This is a genomic window from Novosphingobium sp. SL115, assembly GCF_026672515.1.
Taxonomy (GTDB): domain Bacteria; phylum Pseudomonadota; class Alphaproteobacteria; order Sphingomonadales; family Sphingomonadaceae; genus Novosphingobium.
Genome location: NZ_JAPPRG010000003.1, coordinates 182,103 through 201,885, shown reverse-complemented (window position 1 = coordinate 201,885; position 19,783 = coordinate 182,103). Strand labels below are relative to the sequence as shown.

15 protein-coding genes and 1 pseudogene are annotated in these 19,783 nt (G+C 62.5%); 9 read left to right on the top strand and 7 right to left on the bottom strand.

The genetic code is table 11. The annotated features are described in order from the left end of the window. Positions 1–54: 54 nt before the first annotated feature. Positions 55–1,614, bottom strand: a complete 1,560-nt coding sequence (locus tag OVA07_RS17170; RefSeq protein ID WP_268172902.1) for an FAD-binding oxidoreductase — start codon at positions 1,612–1,614, stop codon at positions 55–57. 147 nt (positions 1,615–1,761) lie between these two features. Here OVA07_RS17170 and OVA07_RS19190 point away from each other — a divergent pair. The 4 genes and pseudogenes from OVA07_RS19190 to OVA07_RS17155 all read left to right on the top strand — a co-directional run. After that, positions 1,762–1,950, top strand: a pseudogene (locus OVA07_RS19190) (hypothetical protein); the annotation flags it as partial. Between the two features lie 80 nt (positions 1,951–2,030). Further along, positions 2,031–2,396 carry a cytochrome b gene (locus OVA07_RS19185; protein ID WP_442789677.1) on the top strand — a complete coding sequence of 122 codons (366 nt, stop codon included), beginning with the start codon at positions 2,031–2,033 and terminating at the stop codon, positions 2,394–2,396. 125 nt (positions 2,397–2,521) lie between these two features. Beyond that, positions 2,522–3,931 (top strand): MFS transporter, encoded by a 1,410-nt coding sequence (locus OVA07_RS17160; protein WP_268172900.1) that lies wholly within the window; start codon positions 2,522–2,524, stop codon positions 3,929–3,931. A gap of 14 nt (positions 3,932–3,945) precedes the next feature. Further along, the gene (locus OVA07_RS17155) at positions 3,946–4,983 is read left to right on the top strand and encodes a Gfo/Idh/MocA family protein (RefSeq protein ID WP_268172898.1); all 1,038 of its coding nucleotides are present in this window, start codon (positions 3,946–3,948) and stop codon (positions 4,981–4,983) included. Between the two features lie 712 nt (positions 4,984–5,695). Here OVA07_RS17155 and OVA07_RS17150 read toward each other — a convergent pair. Beyond that, positions 5,696–8,266: a TonB-dependent receptor gene (locus tag OVA07_RS17150; RefSeq protein WP_268172897.1), complete on the bottom strand. Its 2,571-nt coding sequence runs from the start codon at positions 8,264–8,266 to the stop codon at positions 5,696–5,698. A gap of 382 nt (positions 8,267–8,648) precedes the next feature. Then, positions 8,649–9,446 (bottom strand): SDR family NAD(P)-dependent oxidoreductase, encoded by a 798-nt coding sequence (locus OVA07_RS17145; RefSeq protein ID WP_268172896.1) that lies wholly within the window; start codon positions 9,444–9,446, stop codon positions 8,649–8,651. Between OVA07_RS17145 and OVA07_RS17140 the strand changes: the two genes are divergently transcribed. Further along, positions 9,445–10,521 (top strand): hypothetical protein, encoded by a 1,077-nt coding sequence (locus OVA07_RS17140; protein WP_268172895.1) that lies wholly within the window; start codon positions 9,445–9,447, stop codon positions 10,519–10,521. The two genes, OVA07_RS17145 and OVA07_RS17140, sit on opposite strands and share 2 nt — an antisense overlap. A gap of 48 nt (positions 10,522–10,569) precedes the next feature. Here OVA07_RS17140 and OVA07_RS17135 read toward each other — a convergent pair whose 3' ends face one another. The 4 genes from OVA07_RS17135 to OVA07_RS17120 form a co-directional block, all read right to left on the bottom strand. Further along, positions 10,570–11,205 (bottom strand): isochorismatase family protein, encoded by a 636-nt coding sequence (locus OVA07_RS17135; RefSeq protein WP_268172894.1) that lies wholly within the window; start codon positions 11,203–11,205, stop codon positions 10,570–10,572. Then, positions 11,202–11,831 carry a 3-isopropylmalate dehydratase small subunit gene (leuD, locus tag OVA07_RS17130; RefSeq protein ID WP_268172893.1) on the bottom strand — a complete coding sequence of 210 codons (630 nt, stop codon included), beginning with the start codon at positions 11,829–11,831 and terminating at the stop codon, positions 11,202–11,204. Before leuD ends, OVA07_RS17135 begins: the two co-directional genes overlap by 4 nt. Then, on the bottom strand, positions 11,831–13,234 hold the full coding sequence (gene leuC, locus OVA07_RS17125; RefSeq protein ID WP_268172892.1) for a 3-isopropylmalate dehydratase large subunit: 1,404 nt from the start codon (positions 13,232–13,234) through the stop codon (positions 11,831–11,833). Before leuC ends, leuD begins: the two co-directional genes overlap by 1 nt. A 73-nt stretch (positions 13,235–13,307) precedes the next feature. Continuing rightward, positions 13,308–14,324 carry an alpha/beta fold hydrolase gene (locus OVA07_RS17120; RefSeq protein WP_268172891.1) on the bottom strand — a complete coding sequence of 339 codons (1,017 nt, stop codon included), beginning with the start codon at positions 14,322–14,324 and terminating at the stop codon, positions 13,308–13,310. 200 nt (positions 14,325–14,524) lie between these two features. Between OVA07_RS17120 and OVA07_RS17115 the strand changes: the two genes are divergently transcribed. The 4 genes from OVA07_RS17115 to OVA07_RS17100 all read left to right on the top strand — a co-directional run bounded on the left by OVA07_RS17115 (position 14,525) and on the right by OVA07_RS17100 (position 19,725). After that, entirely contained in the window at positions 14,525–16,006 is a 1,482-nt protein-coding gene (locus OVA07_RS17115) for a flavin monoamine oxidase family protein (protein ID WP_268172890.1), read from the top strand. A gap of 139 nt (positions 16,007–16,145) precedes the next feature. Next, entirely contained in the window at positions 16,146–17,072 is a 927-nt protein-coding gene (locus OVA07_RS17110; protein WP_268172889.1) for a polysaccharide deacetylase family protein, read from the top strand. Further along, positions 17,069–18,220: an FAD-dependent monooxygenase gene (locus OVA07_RS17105; RefSeq protein WP_268172888.1), complete on the top strand. Its 1,152-nt coding sequence runs from the start codon at positions 17,069–17,071 to the stop codon at positions 18,218–18,220. The genes OVA07_RS17110 and OVA07_RS17105 overlap by 4 nt, the downstream gene beginning before the upstream one ends. Continuing rightward, positions 18,217–19,725 carry an aldehyde dehydrogenase family protein gene (locus tag OVA07_RS17100; RefSeq protein ID WP_268172887.1) on the top strand — a complete coding sequence of 503 codons (1,509 nt, stop codon included), beginning with the start codon at positions 18,217–18,219 and terminating at the stop codon, positions 19,723–19,725. Before OVA07_RS17105 ends, OVA07_RS17100 begins: the two co-directional genes overlap by 4 nt. The last annotated feature ends 58 nt before the right edge of the window (positions 19,726–19,783 follow it).

Below are 19,783 nucleotides of genomic sequence, written 5' to 3'. Positions count from 1 at the left end.
CTGTCGAAGGGCTTGGCGCCATGTTCAGGGCGAACGGAGGGGGCAGTGTCGTGTTCAGAAGCCCAGGGCGCCGGGATTCATCAGGCCCTTGGGGTCTAGCTGGGTCTTGATGGCGCCCAGCAGGGCCTTTTGCTGGTCGGACAGACGCGGCTGATACGGGTAGGCACGGCCGAGCTGGAAGTGGGCGGCTTCATGGCTTTGCATGAGATCGATCATTTCCTTTTTGAAGCTGTCCACGAAGGCGCGCGATTCCGCATTTGCCGGGAAGTTGGGCTGGCCCGCCAGATAGTCTTCGCCCAGCGTGGTTACGTGATAGGACGTCCGCGCATCGGGCCAATACATCGCGATTTCATAGAGGAAGCCGGATGAGCCGACGGGCGAGAACATGGTGCCCAGCCATACGCCATGCTTGTCCATTTCGGCCTGCCGCGATGCGACCAGCGCCTTGAACGCAGTGTTGAAGGCGACGACCTGATCGTGCGGGAAAACGCCATGGATCGGCACCCAGCGTTCGCCGCCGGGGCCGAGCACGTTGTACAGCGGGGCAAACGGCATCGATTGGACGAAGGTGGGAATGGAATTGGCGATTTCGCGGCCCAGACCATCGAGCAGGCGGCGCAGCAGGCGGGCCTTGTGTGCGGCTTCTTCCTGATCGAAGCCTTCGATGATGAAGTGGCACATATAAGCGCCCGCGCGCATCGCGCTTTCACCAGCCAGCGCCATCTGCACCAGTTGCGCCACGCCCTTCAGCTTGTTGGGTGCGCGGCGCAGCACATCGGCGGCGATTTTCAGGCGTGCGCCCATGCCTTCCTGACGGCCGATCTGCCCCTGCGACAGGGCAAGATCCAGGCCGAAGTGGCTTTCTTCCAGCTTGGCCATGGCCGCCTTGCGCGAGGCGGCGTGGTAATCGGCAAAGCTGTCAAACGCGAAGCTGACGCATTCAAAGCGGGGCAGGATGGGCAGCAGCGGCAGGCGAACGCGCGCCTTGATGCCGAAAATGCCGCAATCGCCGGTGAACAGGCCGGTCAGGTCAGGGCCATAAAAGCGGGTGGCGCGCGAGGACGAGGTATTGAGCACTTCGCCGCTGGCCAGCACGACGTCCATCGACAGGGCCGACTGTGCCGAAATGCCATGCGCGGTGCCGCCGTGGCTGACGCTGTTCTGGCTCATGCTGCCGCCAACGGTGGCGGCAATGCCGGAGAACGGACCCCAGAACGGGGTGCGCAGGCCCTTGGCATCGAGCGCGGTTTTGAGCGCGGCCCATGTGACGCCCGCGCCGCAAGTAACGACAGCGCCGAATTCATCGATTTCGATGGTGTCCAACGCGCCGGTGTCGAACAGGACATGGCCTGCCTGCTGCGTAAGGTAAGCGTCGGTGTATGATGCGCCGCCGCCGCGCGGGACCATGGCAATACCCGCATCTGAGCAGATCCGCACCGCATCTTGTAGCGCTTCGACCGTGGCAGGGCGAACAATGGCCAGTGGCAGCGCGCCGCCGCGATAGACATCGTTCGAGAAATAGTCGAGCGCATCGGCCGACGTGCGCACGCCGGCATCGCCCAGCGCGGTGCGCAGGGCATCAAGAACGGTGTTTTCTTTTGCCATCGTGGCCATGCGTAACTCGTTTTTGAAAGGTGCGGTAAGCCTGCGATCATTGCGGGCAGCGGGGCGTGCTTGCGATACCGCGCCCGGCATTATCCGGCCAGTGGCCAGTGGCGCGGTTTTTTGTTGCTGCGGCCATGGTTGCGGCAGGCTGCGGGTATGACACAAACGCCTCGCACTGCCGATTGGACTCCGACAGCCCGCCGCCTGCACTGGGGCATGGCGCTGGCCCTGCTGGTGGAAGTGCCAGCGGGCTTTGCGATGGCGTGGACATATCTGGACGGCGCACGCGGTGGGCCGCTGGCGTGGCTGCATCTGCGCGCCAGCCAGGTGCATCACACGCTGGGGCTGTTGCTGCTGGCGACGGTGCTGTTCCGCCTGTTCTGGCGGTGGCGGCACCGGGCGCCTGCCTTGCCAGCGGCACATCGATGGCCGGGCGCGTGGCCGCGCGCGGGGTGCAGGCCCTGCTTTATGCGCTGTTGCTGCTGTTGCCGCTCAGCGGTTGGGCGGCGCTATCGGCGCTGGGGGCAGGGGCAGGCTATCCTGCGCCAGAAATGTGGTTCTTTACCCATGACGGGTTCGGGCCGGGCGGGCTGATTCCCCATCTGGTGGAACCGCGCCCGTGGAATGCGCCGGGGCTGATCGGGTATGGGCTGTTTGCCAAGTCGCACGTCTATATGGTGTGGGCGGGCGGGGCCTTGCTGGTGGCGCATATCGGCGGGGCGTTGAAGCACCACTTCATCGACCGTGACGGGGTGCTGGCGCGCATGGCGGGATGGCGCGTAAGGCGTTGAATATCCGGCTGCCGGTCATGCCCGGACGGGGCGTGTATGGCGTATGCACTTGAGGCACGATGCAAGGTAGGCGCTTTGCGCAATAGTGATCCCCGGACAGCAGGGGCACCGTGGGGACCGCATTGATGAACACTGCCGCGACCAACACTGTCACGACTAACACTGGCACGACGAACACTGCCACACAGGCCCGTCCAGCGCGTATCCCGATATCGACCAAGGCGGGATTTGGCATTGGCCAGATTGCCGGGCAATTGTTCCGCGATACGCCTTCTCTGCTGCTGTTGTTCTTCCTGACCAATGTGATGGGCATTTCGCCCGCGATCGCGGGCACGGCCATCTTCATTCCCAAAGTGGTCCTGGGTGCGCTGTTCGATCTGGGCATAGGCGCGGTGTCGGACCGGTTTGCCGACCGGATGCCGCGGCGCAACTGGTTTGTGATTTCAGGGCTGGCGGCACCTGTGGCCATGCTGGGCGTGTTTGCCGTGCCCCAGGCTTCGGTCGGGTTTCAGGTGGCATGGGTGATGGCATCATTCAGCTTCTACATGGCGGTCTATTCCAGCTTTTCGGTGCCGTATCTGGCCATGCTGTCGGAAATGACGTCCGACCCCAAGGAACGCACCGAGTTGATGGGATGGAAGCACAGCTTTGGCGGGATCGGGCTGCTGCTCAGTTCATCGTTGGCGCCGATGGCGGTAAACGCGCTGGGGGCGGATCAGCGCGCGCATCTGATTACGATGGGCACGATCGGGGTGGCCTGTCTGGTCTTCATGCTGATTGCATGGCGTGTGGCCAGGGGCATTGCGCGCCTGCCGCAGACGGCGGGCGATGCGGCGGCGGGGCGCTCTGCCCTTGGCGGGCTGGCGCGGGCCTTTGCCGACAGGCGCTTTGTCATCCTGAGCATTTCGGCGGTGGTGATGACCGTGTCTGCGGGCATCGGCTATGCCAGCTTTCCGTTTTTCGTGAAGTATTCGATGGCGCGGGCAGAGCCGCTGCACGATCTGGGCGTGATGGCCGCGATCATGGGGGTGGCGGTGATTTTCGGATCGCCCATGTGGGTGATGGTATCCGCCCGCATCGGCAAAGTGCCGACATATGTGATGGCGGCGGCAGGGCACGGGTTGATCGTGTTCGTCTGGGGCCTGATGCCGCGCGCGCCGGTGGAAGTGGCCTATGTGCTGTCGGGTCTGATGGCGACGTGCAATGCAGGCTGGGGAACGGTGGTGCTGTCGCTGCTGTCGGACTGCATCGCGCAGGCGCGCGAGGATTTTGGCGAGAACCGCGCCGGTTCCTATTCCGCGATCTGGTCGGCCATTGAAAAGGCAGGCATTGCGCTGGGCGGCACGCTGATCGTGGGGCTGCTGCTGTCGTGGTTCGGGTTTGATTCGGTGGCCGCCAAGCAGGGCCTGCCGCAGACCGAGGCCGCGCTGTTTGGCATCCTGTTCTGTTATTCGTTCTTGCCGGGTGTGGCCAAGATGACCGCGGCGGGGATGATCTGGAAATTCGTGCGCGAACCTGCGCGCCTGCAAGACTGAAGGACGTTGCAACCATGGCAGAGACAACTGGCGATCCTATCAACATCGCGATGATCGGCTGTGGCCGCATTTCGGCATCGCACCTGAATGCGGTGGCGGCGCTGCCCGGTGCGGCGCGGATCGTGGCGGTGGTGGATCGCAATGCGGAACTGGCGCAGGCCGCCGCTGCGCCGTTTGGCGCGCAGGTTTGCGCCACGCTGGAAGATGCGCTGGCTTTGCCGCAAGTGGACGCTGTGCTGATCGCTACGCCCAACCATGTTCATGCACAGCAGGCGATGGCGGCCTTGCGCGCGGGCAAGCATGTGCTGGTGGAAAAGCCTGCGGCGGAAACCGGGGCCGATGCGCTGGCTTTGGCGCAAGAGGCCGAGGCGCGCGGGCTGGTGCTGGCGGTGGGGCATACCTTTCGGCACAATGAAGCGGTGCGGCAGGTGGTGGCGCGGATGCCCACGCTGGGGCGACTGCTGTCGCTGGAAGTGTCGATGTGCGTGCGCTGGGATGGTCCGCAAGCGCCGTGGTGGGCGCAGCGAAAGGCCGAGGACGGGCTGATCCTGTCGCTGTTCGCGCCCCATGCGCTGGACTTTGTGCAGCTGGTCATGGGCGATGACGATCCGGTGCGGGTCCACGCCGAAGGGGCGCGGCTGCAATCGGGCTGGCAGGGTGAGGACGAGGCGATGATCCTGATGGCCTATCCGGGGCGGCGCATGGCCAGCGTGCATATTTCGTACAACCAGCCCTCGATCATGGACCGCAAGACGCTGTATTTCGATACGGGCGTGCTGGAAATCGAACATGGCGAGATCCTGCGCTGGAACGATGAAGTGATCGTGCAGCCGCTGGCAGGCGTGCTGACCGATCCGCGCCGCATGGGCGGGCGCACGCTGGAGCATTACTTCGAAGGCCAGATTGCCGAATTCGCGCGCGCGGTGCGCGGGCAGGCACACCGGATGCCTACGGGCCACGATGCGGCGCGGCTGATTGCACTGATCGACCGGGTAAGGGCATCGGCACGGGCCAATTCGGCGGCTGATGCGATTGATCCGCCGCTGGACTGACCTGCTCAGCGTGACGGGAGTGGGCACATTTTGTCATGGCGGGAGCGTCAGCCATCCGCCACTTCGCTCTGCAAGCGGACTGTTTGGATGGGACGCCCGAGCTGCCATCGTGTTAGAGCAACTCGTGCAAAAAATCGACGGGCATATCGATTGCGCTCGACGCGAGTGTAGTCTCCTGAAAATCTTTACGATAGGACAATACCAAGTGCCCCCTGTCCGGCCCGTCCTCAATCGATCTCGCTCCATCAAGCACGCAAAGCACTCCAAAGAGCGATGCAATGGCAGCTTGCTCTACCACTGCTTTTAAGTGCCTTTTATCGCCTGCAGTCAGCGAACCGTACCAAGCCGCCCGTTCCAACTTTTCCAGCGGAGGGTGTCTACCAGACGGTAACTGAAGTTGAGCTATCACACCGTCCGCAGCGGCCTCAGCACAATGCTGGCGGGCAAGTTTTACAAACGTAGCTTGATCCATTAGTAGAGACTATATCATCAAGCAGGTTTGGCAACGTCCGCTACCCACCCCTTTGCTGCCGTTCTCTTTGCTGGCAGCGATCTACGCTAGCGGTCTTCCCCTCAGAATGGAATTTTCGGCGCTGCCCAGGCGGTTTGCAGTGGATGCAGTGGGCAAAGCAAAAGGGCGGCGGAACCTTGAGTTCCACCGCCCTTTGTTTACCCCCTCAACGGGTGAGGGGGCGATGGTTGGCAGGGTCTATCAGAACGTGACCGAACCCTTGATGCCGAAGGTGCGCAGTTCAGGCAGGCCTACGATCAGGTAGTTGTAGGGCCGTGTGGACAGCGCGCCACCGGGCGTCTGCACGGTGTTCTGCTGGATCGAGGTGTACTGGCGGTTGTTCAGCAGGTTGTTGGCGAAAACTTCGATGCCGATGTTATCGAGCTTCACCCCGATGCGGCCGTTGACCACGGTGCGACCCTTGATCCAGGTCAGGTTTGCCGCATCAAGGAACTGACGCGACTTGTAGTTCACGTCGCTGCGGATGAACCAGGTTGCATTGTCGCGGCCTGGAATGTCGCCCGAAAATTCCGGCGTGAACGCGAACGAATACTGCGAGGTCAGCGGCAGCTTGTTGCCCTTGAAGCCGTCGCCCGTGATGCCGGTCAGTCGGGTGATGGCCGGATCGGTGAACGCGCGGATGTTGGTATCGTTGTAGGCACCGGAGAAGGTGAGCGACACGCCTTCGGCTGGCAGAGTCGTGACGTCGAGTTCGACGCCCTTGACATTGGTCTGGCCGGAGTTGGCAATCCCCGTGACGGTCGAGGTGAGCGCTGGCGTTACCGACGTGTCCGTGAAGAACACGCTGCGCGAGTTATACTGGTTCTTCCACTCACCGTAATAGGCTGCCAGCGCGAAGATCAGTTTGTTGTCGAGCGCCTTGCCCTTGATGCCGATTTCATAGTTGGTCAGCTTTTCAGGCTCGGTCACGCCGCGTAGGCCCAGCGACTGCGAAGCGGCGATTTCGCCAGCGGTACCGGAGAACAGGCGTGCATTGAACGATGCGATACTGACGTTGGCAGCCTTTGCCCATGAGGCATAGGCCATGATGTCGGGCGTGATCTTGTAGTTGATGATCGCACGCGGCATGAAGTTGTTGTACTTCTTGGAGAAGAAGTTCGTCAGCGGAGCGTAGGTTCCGGCAGGAACGCCATTTTCAGCAGCGGCGGCGGCGGTGATGGTGGCACCCAGACCACCGGTGTAACCGAACACCTTGTCCTGCTGATAACGGCCTTCCAGGCTGATTTCGAGCTGTTCGGTAGCCTTGAAGTTCACGCTGCCGAACAGGCCCTTGGTTTCCACCCGCTGCGGAGCAGAGGCGGTGCCAGCCGAGCGCGCAAGGCCCAGAACGGATTCACTGTAGACGTTCAGAAGGTCGCGCTTGACCTTGGTGTCCATGTAGTTGGCGCCGAGCATGGCCGAGATCGGACCGTCGCCGTCATAGGATACGCGCACTTCCTGCGAGAAATCCTTGTTGTGACGTTCGATGCCGAAGGGGAAGTTGTAGTACGGCAGCAGGCCGTTGGTTGCCGTGGCGGCCGAGTTGATGAGCGACGAACTGTCGTAGTTGTCGAGTTCGGCCATCTGCGACCACTTTTCGTCGTTGAAGCCGGACAGCGACGAAAGGGTCAGGCCGGTATCGCCCAGTTCGTAGTCGATGTTGAGGTGCGCGTGGATATATTCACGCTTCAGACCATAACCTTGCACGCCTTCGCTGGCCGAGACGGGACGGAAGCGGCCGTCGGCCAGAACGGCTGAGGTTTTGGCGTTGATATAGGTGTTCTGCGCGGGCGAGAAACCAGCGGGAAGTGCAGGAGCCGCGCCGCAGATGAATGGGTTGGCACCGTTCAACGTGCAGTTTGAAAGACCCGGAACGATGATGTTGCCAGCGGTGTTGCCGCTTAACGCCGGGATATTGACCTGGCCGTTGTTCGAACGCACTTCGTAAGCAGACAGCATGCCCTGAGCCGACGGACCATCGTTGTCGCGGCTGTACATGCCGAACGCCTTGACCGTCAGGCGATCGGAAGGCGTGAACAGCAGCATGGCGCTGCCGGTGCGGGTGCTCTGGTCGCCCAGACGTTCGTTGGGGTTGGCACCGTTGCGATACGAACCGCCACGCTGCAGCGCACGGCCCGAAAGACGGAAGCTGAGGATGCCGGGCGCGATCGGACCTTCGATCGATCCCTGAATGTCATAGCCGCCGCGATTGAAAACCGATGCGTTGAAGCTGCCGCCGAATTCGTCCTTCGGCGTCTTGTTGACGACGTTGACGGCACCGGCAAAGGCGTTGCGGCCAAAATAGGCGTTCTGCGGGCCTTTCAGCACTTCGACGCGCGCCGGATCGGCAATCGAGTTCAGCGCCGAGGCCGACGACACCGGCACACCGTCGATGAAGGTGGCGGTCAGGGTCGAGTCCGTGGTCGACGGAGTGAAGCCGCGCAGCGAGATCTGCTGGAACGAGCGGTCATTGCGGCCGGAGTTGTTGCCGGTGACGTTGATGCCGGGCGTCGCGTCGATCAGGTCGGTCAGCGAGATGATGCCGCGCTGGCCGATTTCTTCTGATGGCATGGCCGCGATGGCGATGGGGGTGGAAAGCAGCGTTTCTTCACGCTTGCGCGCGGTCACGACGATATCGCCCGACACGGCGGCTTCTTCGGTGGCCTGCGGTTCAGCCTGTGCAAATGCAGGTGCGGCCTGCAGCAAGCAGCCAGCGACCGCAAATGCCGAAATGGACAGGTTCAATCGGGTGCGGCGAAGATTATTTTGCATGTAACCCCTCACTTAATTTGGCTGGATGCGAAGTATCCGATTTACGACGAGACAGATTTTTGAATTTTCCAGGATGAAATCCCGAAAACAATCTGAAGTCGAAGTTGTTCTTTTTCCTGCGCCCCGACTTTTTGATTTTGTTTTTGTTTGCGCTTCTGTCCGCCAGTCGGGAAGCGGCAGAGGCAATTTTGATCCATGTCAGAGTTTAGAAAACCGTTTCATGTAACCATGGATGGAAGTGTGACCGAGTTTGCTCTGCCAGTGCCGCGAATCTGTGCAGTGTCCGTCTGTCGGATGCCATGGAATGCATCGCTTGCAAAAATTTGTCTGGACAAATGAAGGATTTAGATTGGTATATATTTAATACAAAACGCAAAATTCATCATCTGCCGCCTGCAACGTCCAAAGTCGTGCCCGTCACATAACTGGCATTTTCGGATGCAAGATAAAGGATTGCGTCGGCCACTTCGCGCGGCGTGCCAAGGCGGCGCATCGGCACGGTCCTGAACGGGCTGTATGCGTGCCCCTGCGCTTCGATATTGCGCAGGAACGCCCCGGCCAGTTCGGTGTCGATGGGGCCGGGGGCGACGGCGTTGATGGTTACCCCGCTGTCACCCAGTTCAATCGCCAGATCGCGCACGAAGCCGATCACGCCTGCTTTTGCCGTGGAATAGGCGCAGGCCCCCATGTGCAGCGCGTTCCATACCGTGCCGTTGCGCGCGCCCGATGACAGGCACACCACGCGGCCATATCCTGCGGCGATCATCGACGGCAGAAACGCGCGGGTACACAGGAACATCGAGCGCAGGCTGATGCGCATGGTGTCGTCCCCATCCTGCACCGACAAATCCCAGATCCGGCCTGAACGCCCGCCGCCGACATTGTTGACCAGAATATCGGGCAGGCCGAACGCGCGCGCATCCATGGCCAGTTTCTCCACCACCATTTCGTCGGTTACATCGCCTTGCCGGATCAGCATGTCCGCGCCGGTCGGTGCAACCAGATTGCGGGTTTCTTCCAGACGGTCGGCGTCGATATCGCACAGGATCAGCCGCGCGCCTTCCTGGGCAAAGCGCAAGGCGGTGGCGCGGCCAATGCCAAGACCGGCACCGGTAATCAGGGCGGTTCGGCCTGAAAGGCCGGTGGTGGAAAGACGAGGGGTGGGGGTCTGATGGGTCATGCGGCAAGAGCTAGGCACTGCGGCGGTGTCGGGTAAAGGTGTGACCGGCTTTGTCCGCAGCGCGGATTGCCGTTCATTACCGGTGGTGGCGCGATTTCGGGCCGGGCAGGTTGCGGGCATGATCGCACTCGATAATGGATTCGAAGAAGCGGTTGGCCTTGTGGCCGATTGCGATGATGCCGCCCGCCGCCTCTGCGCCGCGCTGGGGTATCGGGTGGTGCATGCAGGCGCAGTGCCTGCAGGTGCGCTGGCGCTGATGGGGCTGGGCGATGATACGTCTGGCCGGGAAGTGCTGATTGCCCATCCCGACGCGGTGCGCGGCGGCATTCGCCTGATTGCGCTGGATGGTGCGCCTGCGCCGCTGATGCGCGATGGCGCGCAGGCGTGGGACAGCGGCGGCATTTTCGACATCAATATCCGCGCGTTGCAGGATATCGAAGCGTTGCATCACGGTATGGGCGGTGCAGGATTTCGCGCCCATGCGCCGATCACCGATTGGGACTTTGGCGCTCTTGCGGTGCGCGAAGTGGTGGAAAGCGATGCCGATGGGCTGTGCATCGCGCTGATGGAACGAGTTCACCCGCCATTGGCCGGGTATGACGACATTGGCGGCAATGCATCGTGGGTGTTCAATTCCACGCAAGTCGTGACCGATTTCGATGCGGCGCGCAGCGTGTTTGTCGATCATCTGGGTTGGAAAGTAGTGCAGGAAACCGAAGGGTTTGCAAGCCAGGACAGCGGGGCGAATTGCATGGGGCTGCCGCCGGGCCTTGCGCCGGGCATTGCCATGCGCATCGGCATCTATCACCCGCAAGGGCGCATGGAAGGATCGGTCGAGATCATCCGCTTTGGCTGTGGCGGCAATGACTTTTCAGACGCGCGCCCGCCAAAGCGCGGATGGGCGGCCTTGCGTTTTGGGGTGAGCGATCTGGATGGCTTTGCGCAGGCCATGACGGCGGCAGGCTGCGCGGTGGGTGCGGTGCAGCGCTTTGAATGGGCGCCCTATGGCATGGTAAGCGCGATTTGCGCGACGACACCGTGGGGCGCGCGGCTTGAGGCTTTGATGCTGGCGTAAGGTTTCGTTCGTGTCCCGCCCTGCAGGACACGAACGATCAGGCTCCGGTCAGCCTTTCAGCGTTTCCAGAAACGCGATGGTTTCGGCTTCGCTGACGACATCGGCGTATTTGGCGTTCATGTCGAACAGGTTGGCGTTGTGCGGGCCTTCGTGGCGGTCGCCGCAGGCTTCGGACACGACGGCGGTGCGGAAGCCGTGGCTCATCGCATCGACGCATGTGGCGCGCACGCAGCCCGATGTGGTCAGGCCCGTCAGGATCACGCTGTCCACGCCCGCTGCGGTGAGTGTCGAGGCGAGCGAGGTGCCGAAGAAGGCGCTGGGATATTGCTTGGATACGACCAGTTCGTCATCGAACGGTTCAAGCCCCGGCCCCCATGCCCCCATCGGGCTGCCCTTCAGGAAGTTCTTGAGCGGCATGGCCTTTTCAAAGAAACGGCCGCCATCAAACCCGGTGGGGTGATAGACCACGTTGGTCAGCACCACCGGCACGCCCGCCGCCCGCGCCGCCGCGCGCACGCGCAGGGCCGATGCGATGGCGTCATCGACTTCGGAATAGAGCGCGTTGCCCGGTTCGAAATAGGCCTGGCAGAAATCGATCAGCAGCAGCGCGGGCCGCGATCCGAAGCCGACGCGGTTGTCATAGGCCTTCTTGTAGTTGGCCAGCAGGTCTTCTTCGGTGCTCATGCTGTGGTTTCCTGAACATAAAGCCATGGCTGGGTCTGGCGCTGGCGGCTTTCGAACGTGTCGATGTCTGCGCTGTATTGATTGACGATCTGGTCGGTTTCGTCCCATCCGTTCAACAGGGCAAGGCGGCGTTCGGCCGGGATTGCAAAGGCGATAGGCGGCAAACCTTCGACCTGCAATTCCTGCACTTCAAGATCGACGGTAAAGGTCTTGCCCTGTTCGGCAAGGTTCAGCAGCGTGGCGACCTGCGCTTCGGGCAGGACGATGGGCACGATGCCGTTGCGCATGCAATTGGACTGGAAAATTTCGCCAAAGCTGGACGAAATCACCGCGCGGGTGCCAAGCCCCAGCAGCGCCCAGACCGCCTGTTCGCGGCTTGACCCTGACCCGAAGTTCGCGCCCGCGACGATCACCGGCGGCGCACGGAAGCGGTCATCGTTCAGCACATATCCCGCAACTTCGCTGCCATCGGCGGTAAAGCGGCGGTCGTGAAAGGCATAATCGCCAAGGCCAGCGCGCGCGGTGATGAGCAGGAAGCGCGCGGGGAAGATGATATCGGTGTCGATATTGTCTTCGCGCATCGCGGCGGCAAGGCCGGTAACGGTGGTGAAAGGCTGGGCGGGCATCAGAGCGTCCTTACATCGGCAAGGTGGCCGCAAACGGCGGCGGCGGCGGCCATGGCGGGGCTGACCAGATGGGTGCGTCCGCCTGGACCCTGACGGCCTTCGAAATTGCGGTTGGACGTGCTGGCGCAGCGCTGGCCGGGGGCAAGCCGGTCATCGTTCATGGCAACGCACATCGAACATCCGGCAAAGCGCCATTCGAACCCGGCATCAAGGAACACACGGTCCAGCCCTTCCGCTTCGGCCATAAGGCGCGTGGCGGCGCTGCCGGGCACGACAATGGCCTTCACGCCGTCGGCAACCTTGCGGCCCTTGGCCACGGCGGCGGCAGAGCGAAGGTCTTCGATGCGGCCATTGGTGCACGATCCGATAAAGACGTGATCGATGGCCACATCCTGCAACTTCTGCCCCGGCACAAGACCCATATAGGCGATGGCCTTTTCGGTTTCGCGCCGCTCGGTGGCATCGGCAATGGCGGCAGGATCGGGCACGTTTGCGCCGATGGGCAGGGTTTGGTTGGGGCTGGTGCCCCAGCTTACCTGCGGTTCAATGGCGGCAAGATCGATGGTCACAACCTTGTCGAACACCGCGCCTTCATCGCTGGCAAGGGTGCGCCAGTAGGCGACGGCGGCGTCCCACAGCGCGCTCTTGGGGGCCAGCCTTCGACCTTTCAGGAACGCGAAGGTGGTTTCGTCCGGCGCGACAAGGCCGATGCGGCTGCCCGCTTCGATGGTCATGTTGCACAGGGTCATGCGCTGGGCCATCGACATGGCGGACACGGCGGGGCCGGTATATTCCACTGCATGACCCACCGCGCCGTGGGCGCCGATGCGCGCGATCAGGGCGAGGGCAATGTCCTTGGCATCAACGTGCGGCGACAACTGGCCGACCAGTTCCACCTTCATCGTCTTCGCGCGGGTCTGCGGCAGCGATTGCGCGGCCATGACCGTGCCCTGTTCGCTGGCACCAATGCCGAAGGCTAGCGCGCCGAATGCGCCGTGGGTGGTGGTGTGGCTGTCGCCGCAGACGATGGTGGTGCCGGGCAGGGTAAAGCCGGTTTCCGGGCCGATCACATGGACGATGCCCTGTTCCGCACCGTCCAGCGCGGCATAAGGTACGGCGAAATCGGCCACGTTGGTTTCCAGTTCGGCCACCTGCGCGCGGGCCTGCGGATCGGCAATTTCGCCATGGCGGACGCTGGTGGGCACGGCATGGTCGGCCACGGCGATATGCGTTTCCGCCCGGCGCAACTGGCGGCCGGATTCGCGCATGGCGACGAACGCCTGCGGGCTGCTGACTTCGTGCAGGATCTGGCGGTCGATATAGAGCAGCGTTGCGCCACCGGGGAGTTCGGCAACAGCGTGGCTGTCCCAGAGCTTTTCGTAGAGCGTGCGGGCGTTTGTCATGGCTGCGGCCTAGGTGTGGCGGGGCCGGGGCAGAACCGGCCCGCGCTGTTTTCTCCGAATAGCGGGCAAAAGGTTACTGCGCGGGCGGCAGATTGGGCGTGCCCGCTTCGACATAGGCGGCAATCATCTGGGCAAAGCGTTCGGGCACTTCCAGCGGGGGATAGTGGCCGACATCGGGCATCACCACCTTGGAAATCTGGGCATTGGCCAGATAGCGGGTAATGGCGTTGAGCGCGGATTCGGGCAGCAGCGGGTCTGCCGCGCCCCACAGCAGCAGCGTGGGTTTGCGCACCTTGGCCATTTCGATGGTCGCCTGCTTGCCATCGCCAATCCGCGCGATCAGGCCGATCAGGTTCTTTTCAGGCACCCGGCGATAGAAGTCGTAATATTCGCGGTGGGTCTGGGCCGACATGCGTTTGGCATCGCCCGCAAAGTAATTCAGGAACTGCACCCAGAAATCTGCGTCACGAAAGCCGGTGTCCTTGGCCCGCGCCATGGCGTCGATCAGGCCTTGCGACAGTTTCAGATGGCTGGTGTCCACCGGGTCCGATGGGGTGTTGGACAGGATCAGCCGTTCCACCATGTCGGGCCGCCGCGCTGCCAGATACATGCCCATGGTGCCGCCGCTGGACACGCCGACAAACGTGACCTTCTTCACCTTCAGGTGGTCCAGCACGGCAATGGGCACATCGGTTGGCACCAGCACTTTCAGCGCTTCATCGGTCGGCCCCTGGGACAGGCCGTAGCTTGGCAGATCAAGCCGCACCACGCGGTAGCGGTCCTTCAGCTTTTGCGTGATGACGTCCCATGTGCGCAGCGAGCTTTCCGATCCATGGACCATCAGCAGCACCGGCGCATTGCGCGGGCCTTCGTCCTTGTAGTGGATGCTGATGCCGCCGACGTTCAGAAAGCGGCTTTGCTTGTCGGTATATTTGGCGCGAAGCTGGGCAAGGGTCAGATAGGGATGGGCCGCGGCCTGCGTTGTTGCCTGTGCCGCTGCCGGAGCGGATTGTGCAGCGGCCATCTGCGGCAGGGCCATCACGGCCAGCGCGCCCAACAGGACTGACCGTGCAAATGGGATCGCGGGCATGGGGCATCCTTTCGATGGAACTGGTCTTCCGCCAAAGCCTATGATGGATTGTCCAAAGGTCCGAAACCCTTGGCGCAATATCCGACTGGTGGCGATCACCGCTATGCGGATAGGTGGGGGCCAAGCGAAATGTAGAGTCCGGACAAGACAAGCCGGACCAGACAAGGCTGGCAAGCAGCGACAGACGGAAAGCGAAGCTCATGGGTATCGACAGGCGCAGTTTTACGGGCGGTATGGCGGTTGCAGGGCTGGGCGCGCTGGTTGGCGCGGCCCCTGCGATGGCTGCAAGGTCGAAGCCCAAGGGCAAAGCGAAAGGCAAGGCTGCGCCTGCCGCTGCCGACGGTGAACTGGACGTAATTATCCTTGGTGCCGGCATTTCTGGCCTGCACGCTGCACACCTGCTGGAAGAACAGGGCCAGAAAGTCCGCATTCTTGAAGCGCGGAGCCGCGTGGGTGGCCGCATCATGACGCTGATGGACCAGCCCGGTTACCCGGAAATGGGCTTCAATTCGATGGCCGCCGGTTACGGTCGCGGGATTGACGCTGCATCGCGTGCGGGCGTGCAGTTGCAGGAAGTGGGCGCGCGCTGGCGCATGGGGCCGCCGCCGCTGGTCTATATCGGTGACAAGGGCATGACGCGCGAAGAATGGGCGCGTTTCCCCGGTAATCCCTTTCCCGAACAGTATCGCAACCTGATGCCGGGCGAACTTGTGGGCGCGCTGGTGGCCAAGAACAACCGTCTTGCCGACTGGACAAGCTGGAACGCGCCCGAATCCGCACCCTTGGACATTTCGCTGCACGCCCGCCTGCGCGAGCTGGGCCTGTCGGATGCGGCCATCCACCTGTGCAACGATATCGCGCCCTATTACGGCACCAACGCCTATGGCCTGTCGGCGTTGATGATGGAATACAACGACGGCTTCGTAAAAACCATGGCTGCTGCCGGGCCTGAATCGTTGGCGGTGAAGGGCGGAAACCTTTTGCTGCCCATGGCGCTGGCCAAGCAGATCAAGGGCGATCTGCTGTTGAATACCGAAGTGCGCGGCATCGTGCAGAACGGAAGCAGCGTTACCGTGCATTGCGCCGATGGCACCACCCACACCGCGCGCAAGGTGATCTGCACTCTGCCGTTCTCCGCCCTGCGCCACGTTGCCATCGAACCGGGCCTTTCGGGCGTTCAGGCCGAAGCCGTGGCCCAGCTTGGCTATCAGCCGATTTCGATGGTCTTCGTCACCGCCGAAACCCCGTTCTGGGAGCAGGATGGCCTTTCGCCCGCGATGTGGACCGATGGCCTGTTGGGCAACATCATGATTCAGCGCTTTGGCGATGATCCGGCGCAGATTACCGGCCTGCTGGTGCAGGCGCGGGGCAATCTGGCGCAATACTGGGATGCCATGGCTCCCGAAACGGTCAAGGCCATGGTCGTGTCGCGCATCGAAGCGCTGCGGCCCGCTGCCAAGGGCAAGATTCGCGCGCATTCGTTCTTTTCGTGGGCGCAGGAGCGCTTCAACGGGGGCGATGTTTCCTTCCTTGCGCCGGGGCAGGTGGCTTTCGTCAACGAAATGGCAAAGCCTGCGGGCGCGCTCTATTTCTGCGGAGAACACACCGCCACCAATGCGCGCGGGCTTGAAGGCGCGATGGAATCGGCCGAACGTGTGGTGCTGGAAGTGCTGACCGCCTGATCGTGCCTGTCTTGCGTATGGCGGCTTTTGCACAAAGCTGCTCTCCGCAGGCCGGTGAAATCTGCCAAGCTGCGCGATAAGCGCGGGCCTGCGTGCTTCGCTGTCCTTTGTCGAATTACCTCCCCAAGCGAGAGTGTCCATGGAATACGATTATATCCCCCTGCCGCAACGCAAGCCGCTGATCTGGCCGAACGGCGCGCGCGTGGCGCTGATCCTGACGTTCAATCTGGAAACCTGGGATCTGACCAAGGACACCGACAAACCCTATTACGCAGGCGGCCCCGCCATCCTGCCCGACGTGCTGCCCGGCAACACGCCCGACTTCCCCAACTTCACCTGGCGCGAATATGGCCAGCGGGTGGGGCTGTGGCGGCTGATCGATCTGTTTGACGAACTGGGCGTCAAGGCAAGCTGCACCACCAATGCGGTCACGTTTGAACGGCGCAAGGCCATGACCGATGCCGTGCTGGAACGCGGCTGGGAACTGCTGACGCACAACTGGGAACAGGGTGAACTGCTGACCAGCTTTGCCCACCAGCCTGAAAAAGAGCGCGACATCATCCTGCGCAGCCTCGAACAGTTTGAAAAGTTCACCGGGCGCAAGAGCAAGGGCTGGCTGTCGTCCTCGCTTCGCGGCACGATGCAAACCGCCGATATCCTCGCGGAATATGGCTGCACCTTCTACTGCGACATCATGAACGACGATCAGCCTTATCTGCTGAAAACGCCCAACGGTCCGATCGTTTCGGTGCCATACTCCAACGAAATCAACGATTTCACGTTCATCACGCGCAAGAATTACACCACCAACGAATACCGCGATGCGCTGATCGAGGAACTGGACGTGCTTTACGCCGAAGGCGCGAAGACGGGCCGCATCATGAACCTTGGCCTGCACCCCCACGTATCGGGCCGCGCCCATCGTGTGCGCGCGCTGCGCGAATTCATCGAGCACGCCAAATCCTTGCCCGGCGTATGGTGGGCCACGCGCGAGGAAATCGCGGAATGGTATCTGGCCAACCATGAAAGCCATATTTCTGGCCAGTTGGAGGGTGGTGCGAAGTGAGCAAGCCCGAAACCATCCTGATCGTGGGCGGCGGTGTGGCTGGGATGACCGCTTCGGCCGCGCTGGCGCAGCAGGGCTTCAAGGTCACGCTGCTGGAATCCGCACCGCAGTTCGGTGAAATTGGCGCAGGGCTGACGCTGACGCCCAACGCGATGAAGGGTCTGGACTTCATCGGCATCTGCGAAGAAGCCGCCGCCGTGGCGGTGGAGCCGACCCGCCAGCGCATTCAGCACTGGCAGGACGGTCGGACGCTGGTTGCCATGGACCGGTCGACCCAGCGCGAAAAGTATGGTGCGCCTTACATCACCGTTCACCGCGCGGATCTGCATGGTGTGATGACCGGTGCAGCGCAGCGTGCGGGGGTGGAAATGATCGCGGGCGCGCCAGTCGTGTCCAGCGAAGGCACCACCGTTACGCTTTCCGATGGCCGTCAGTTCTCCGCCGATGTTCTGGTGGGTGCCGATGGCGTGAAAAGCGTTATCCGCCAGCGTTTTGGCGATGATGCGCCGCACTTCACCGGCCATGTCGCATGGCGCTGCCTTGTGCCGGTCACGCCCGAAATTCAGGATCTGTCGGACTTCCCCGGCGTCATCATCGGTCCCGGTGCGATGATGAACCGCTATAACGTGCGCGGATCGAAAGTGATGAACTTCGTGTTCTTCGCCCGGCAGGAGGGCTGGAACGAAGAAGGCTGGATGACGCCCGCCGACCCGGACGAATTGCAGGCGATCTTTGGCGGATGGTGCGAAGATTCGCAGCGCCTGCTCAAGGCGGCCAGCACGCAGCCGATGTTCAAATGGGCGATCAACGCCCGCGCGCCAATGCCGACATGGGTGCTGGACGGTAATGTCACCCTGCTGGGCGATGCGGCCCATGCGATGACGCCGTTTCTGGGCCACGGCGCGGCCTGCGGGATCGAAGATGCGGTCGTGCTGGCCCGTGCGCTGGCCGCGTCGGATTCCGCCGCTGAAGGCCTTGCTCGGTATGAAAAGGCGCGTCATGAACGCGCGACGTTCATCCAGCAGGAATCCAATGCCAATGCTGACCGTATGCAGGGGCAGGACACCGACCTGTTCGGCCTTGGCCAGATGAAGGACGAGGAATCGCTCGGCCTGTTCACGTATGATCCGAGGACCGTGGAAGTATGACGTCTGTGCCGGTGCCGTTTGACGGCCACGCCCTATCGCCTGAAACCACGGCGTTTCTGGGCCAGACCCACCGCCTGCTCATCAATGGTGAATGGGTGGACGGCAGCGGCGACATGGAAACGCGCGACCCGGCTACCGGCCTTGCGCTGACCCGGTTCCACATCGGCGGCGTGGCCGAGGTTGACCACGCGGTAAAGGCCGCGCGCGCTGCCTTCGAAGGCCCGTGGGGCCGGATGACCGTTGCCGACCGCACCGCAATGCTGCACAAGCTGGCCCGCGTGATGGACGCCAATGCCACGCTGCTGACCGAACTCGACATCATCGACAACGGCATGCCGCGCTTCATTGCGGGCCTGACCACCGCCAACTGTGTCGAAATGATCGACTATTACGCCGGTGCGGTCATGCGGATCGAAGGCACCACCATTGCCCCGCCGCGCCACATCGCGGCAGAAACCGAAGCGCTGACCTATACCCTGCGCGAACCGGTGGGCGTTGCCGCGCAGATCGTGCCGTGGAACGTGCCGCTGTCCACCGCCATTCTCAAGCTGGCGCCTGCGCTGGCGGCGGGATGCACGGTCATCGTCAAACCGTCGGAAGAAACCCCGCTGTCGGTGCTGGCGCTGGGTCAGATGATCCTTGATGCCGGGCTTCCCGCAGGCGTGGTCAACATCATCAACGGCGTGGGCGCACAGGCGGGTCAGGCATTGGCCGAACACCCCGGCGTCGACAAGATCTCGTTCACCGGCTCCACCGCCACGGGCAAGCGCATCATTCAGGCCGCGCTGGGCAACCTGAAGAAGGTCAGCCTTGAACTGGGCGGCAAAAGCCCGGTCGTGGTCATGCCCGACGCCGATCTGTCGATCGCCATTCCCGGTGTCGCGCTCGCCACGTTCTTCCTTCAGGGGCAGAACTGCATGGCGGGCACGCGCATCTTTGCCCACGCCGCCATTCACGATGAATTGATGGAAGGTCTGGCAGCTTTCGCCGGTGGCATGACGCTGGGCCACGGGCTTGATCCTGCCACCGTGCAAGGTCCGATGATCTCTGACGCGCACAGCGCCAAGGTCATGGGCTATATCGACGGGGCCAAAGCGCAGGGGCTGACACTGGTGGCGGGCGGGCAAAAGCTGGACCGCCCCGGCAACTTTATTCAGCCCACCATCTTCACCGGCTGCGACAATGCCATGCCGATCATGCGCGAGGAAATCTTCGGCCCGGTCATGGCGGTGCAGAAGATCGAAACTGACGATCTTGACGCCATCGCCGCCCTTGCCAACGACACGCCCTATGGCCTGTCGGGCAGCGTGTGGACCCGCGACCTGTCCACCGCGCACCGCTTGGTCAAGCGCATCCGTTCGGGCCACGTTTCGATCAACTGCCACGGCGCGGTTGGCACCAACATCCCGTTCGGCGGCTATGGCCAATCGGGCTGGGGCCGCGAATTCGGGCAGGAAGGTCTGGACGCTTACCTTGAAACCAAGGCGGTGACCGCGCGGCTGTAAAACGCCGCTCCTACCCATACCCCGCTTGTCCAAACCAACAGCATCGCCCCGGATTTGA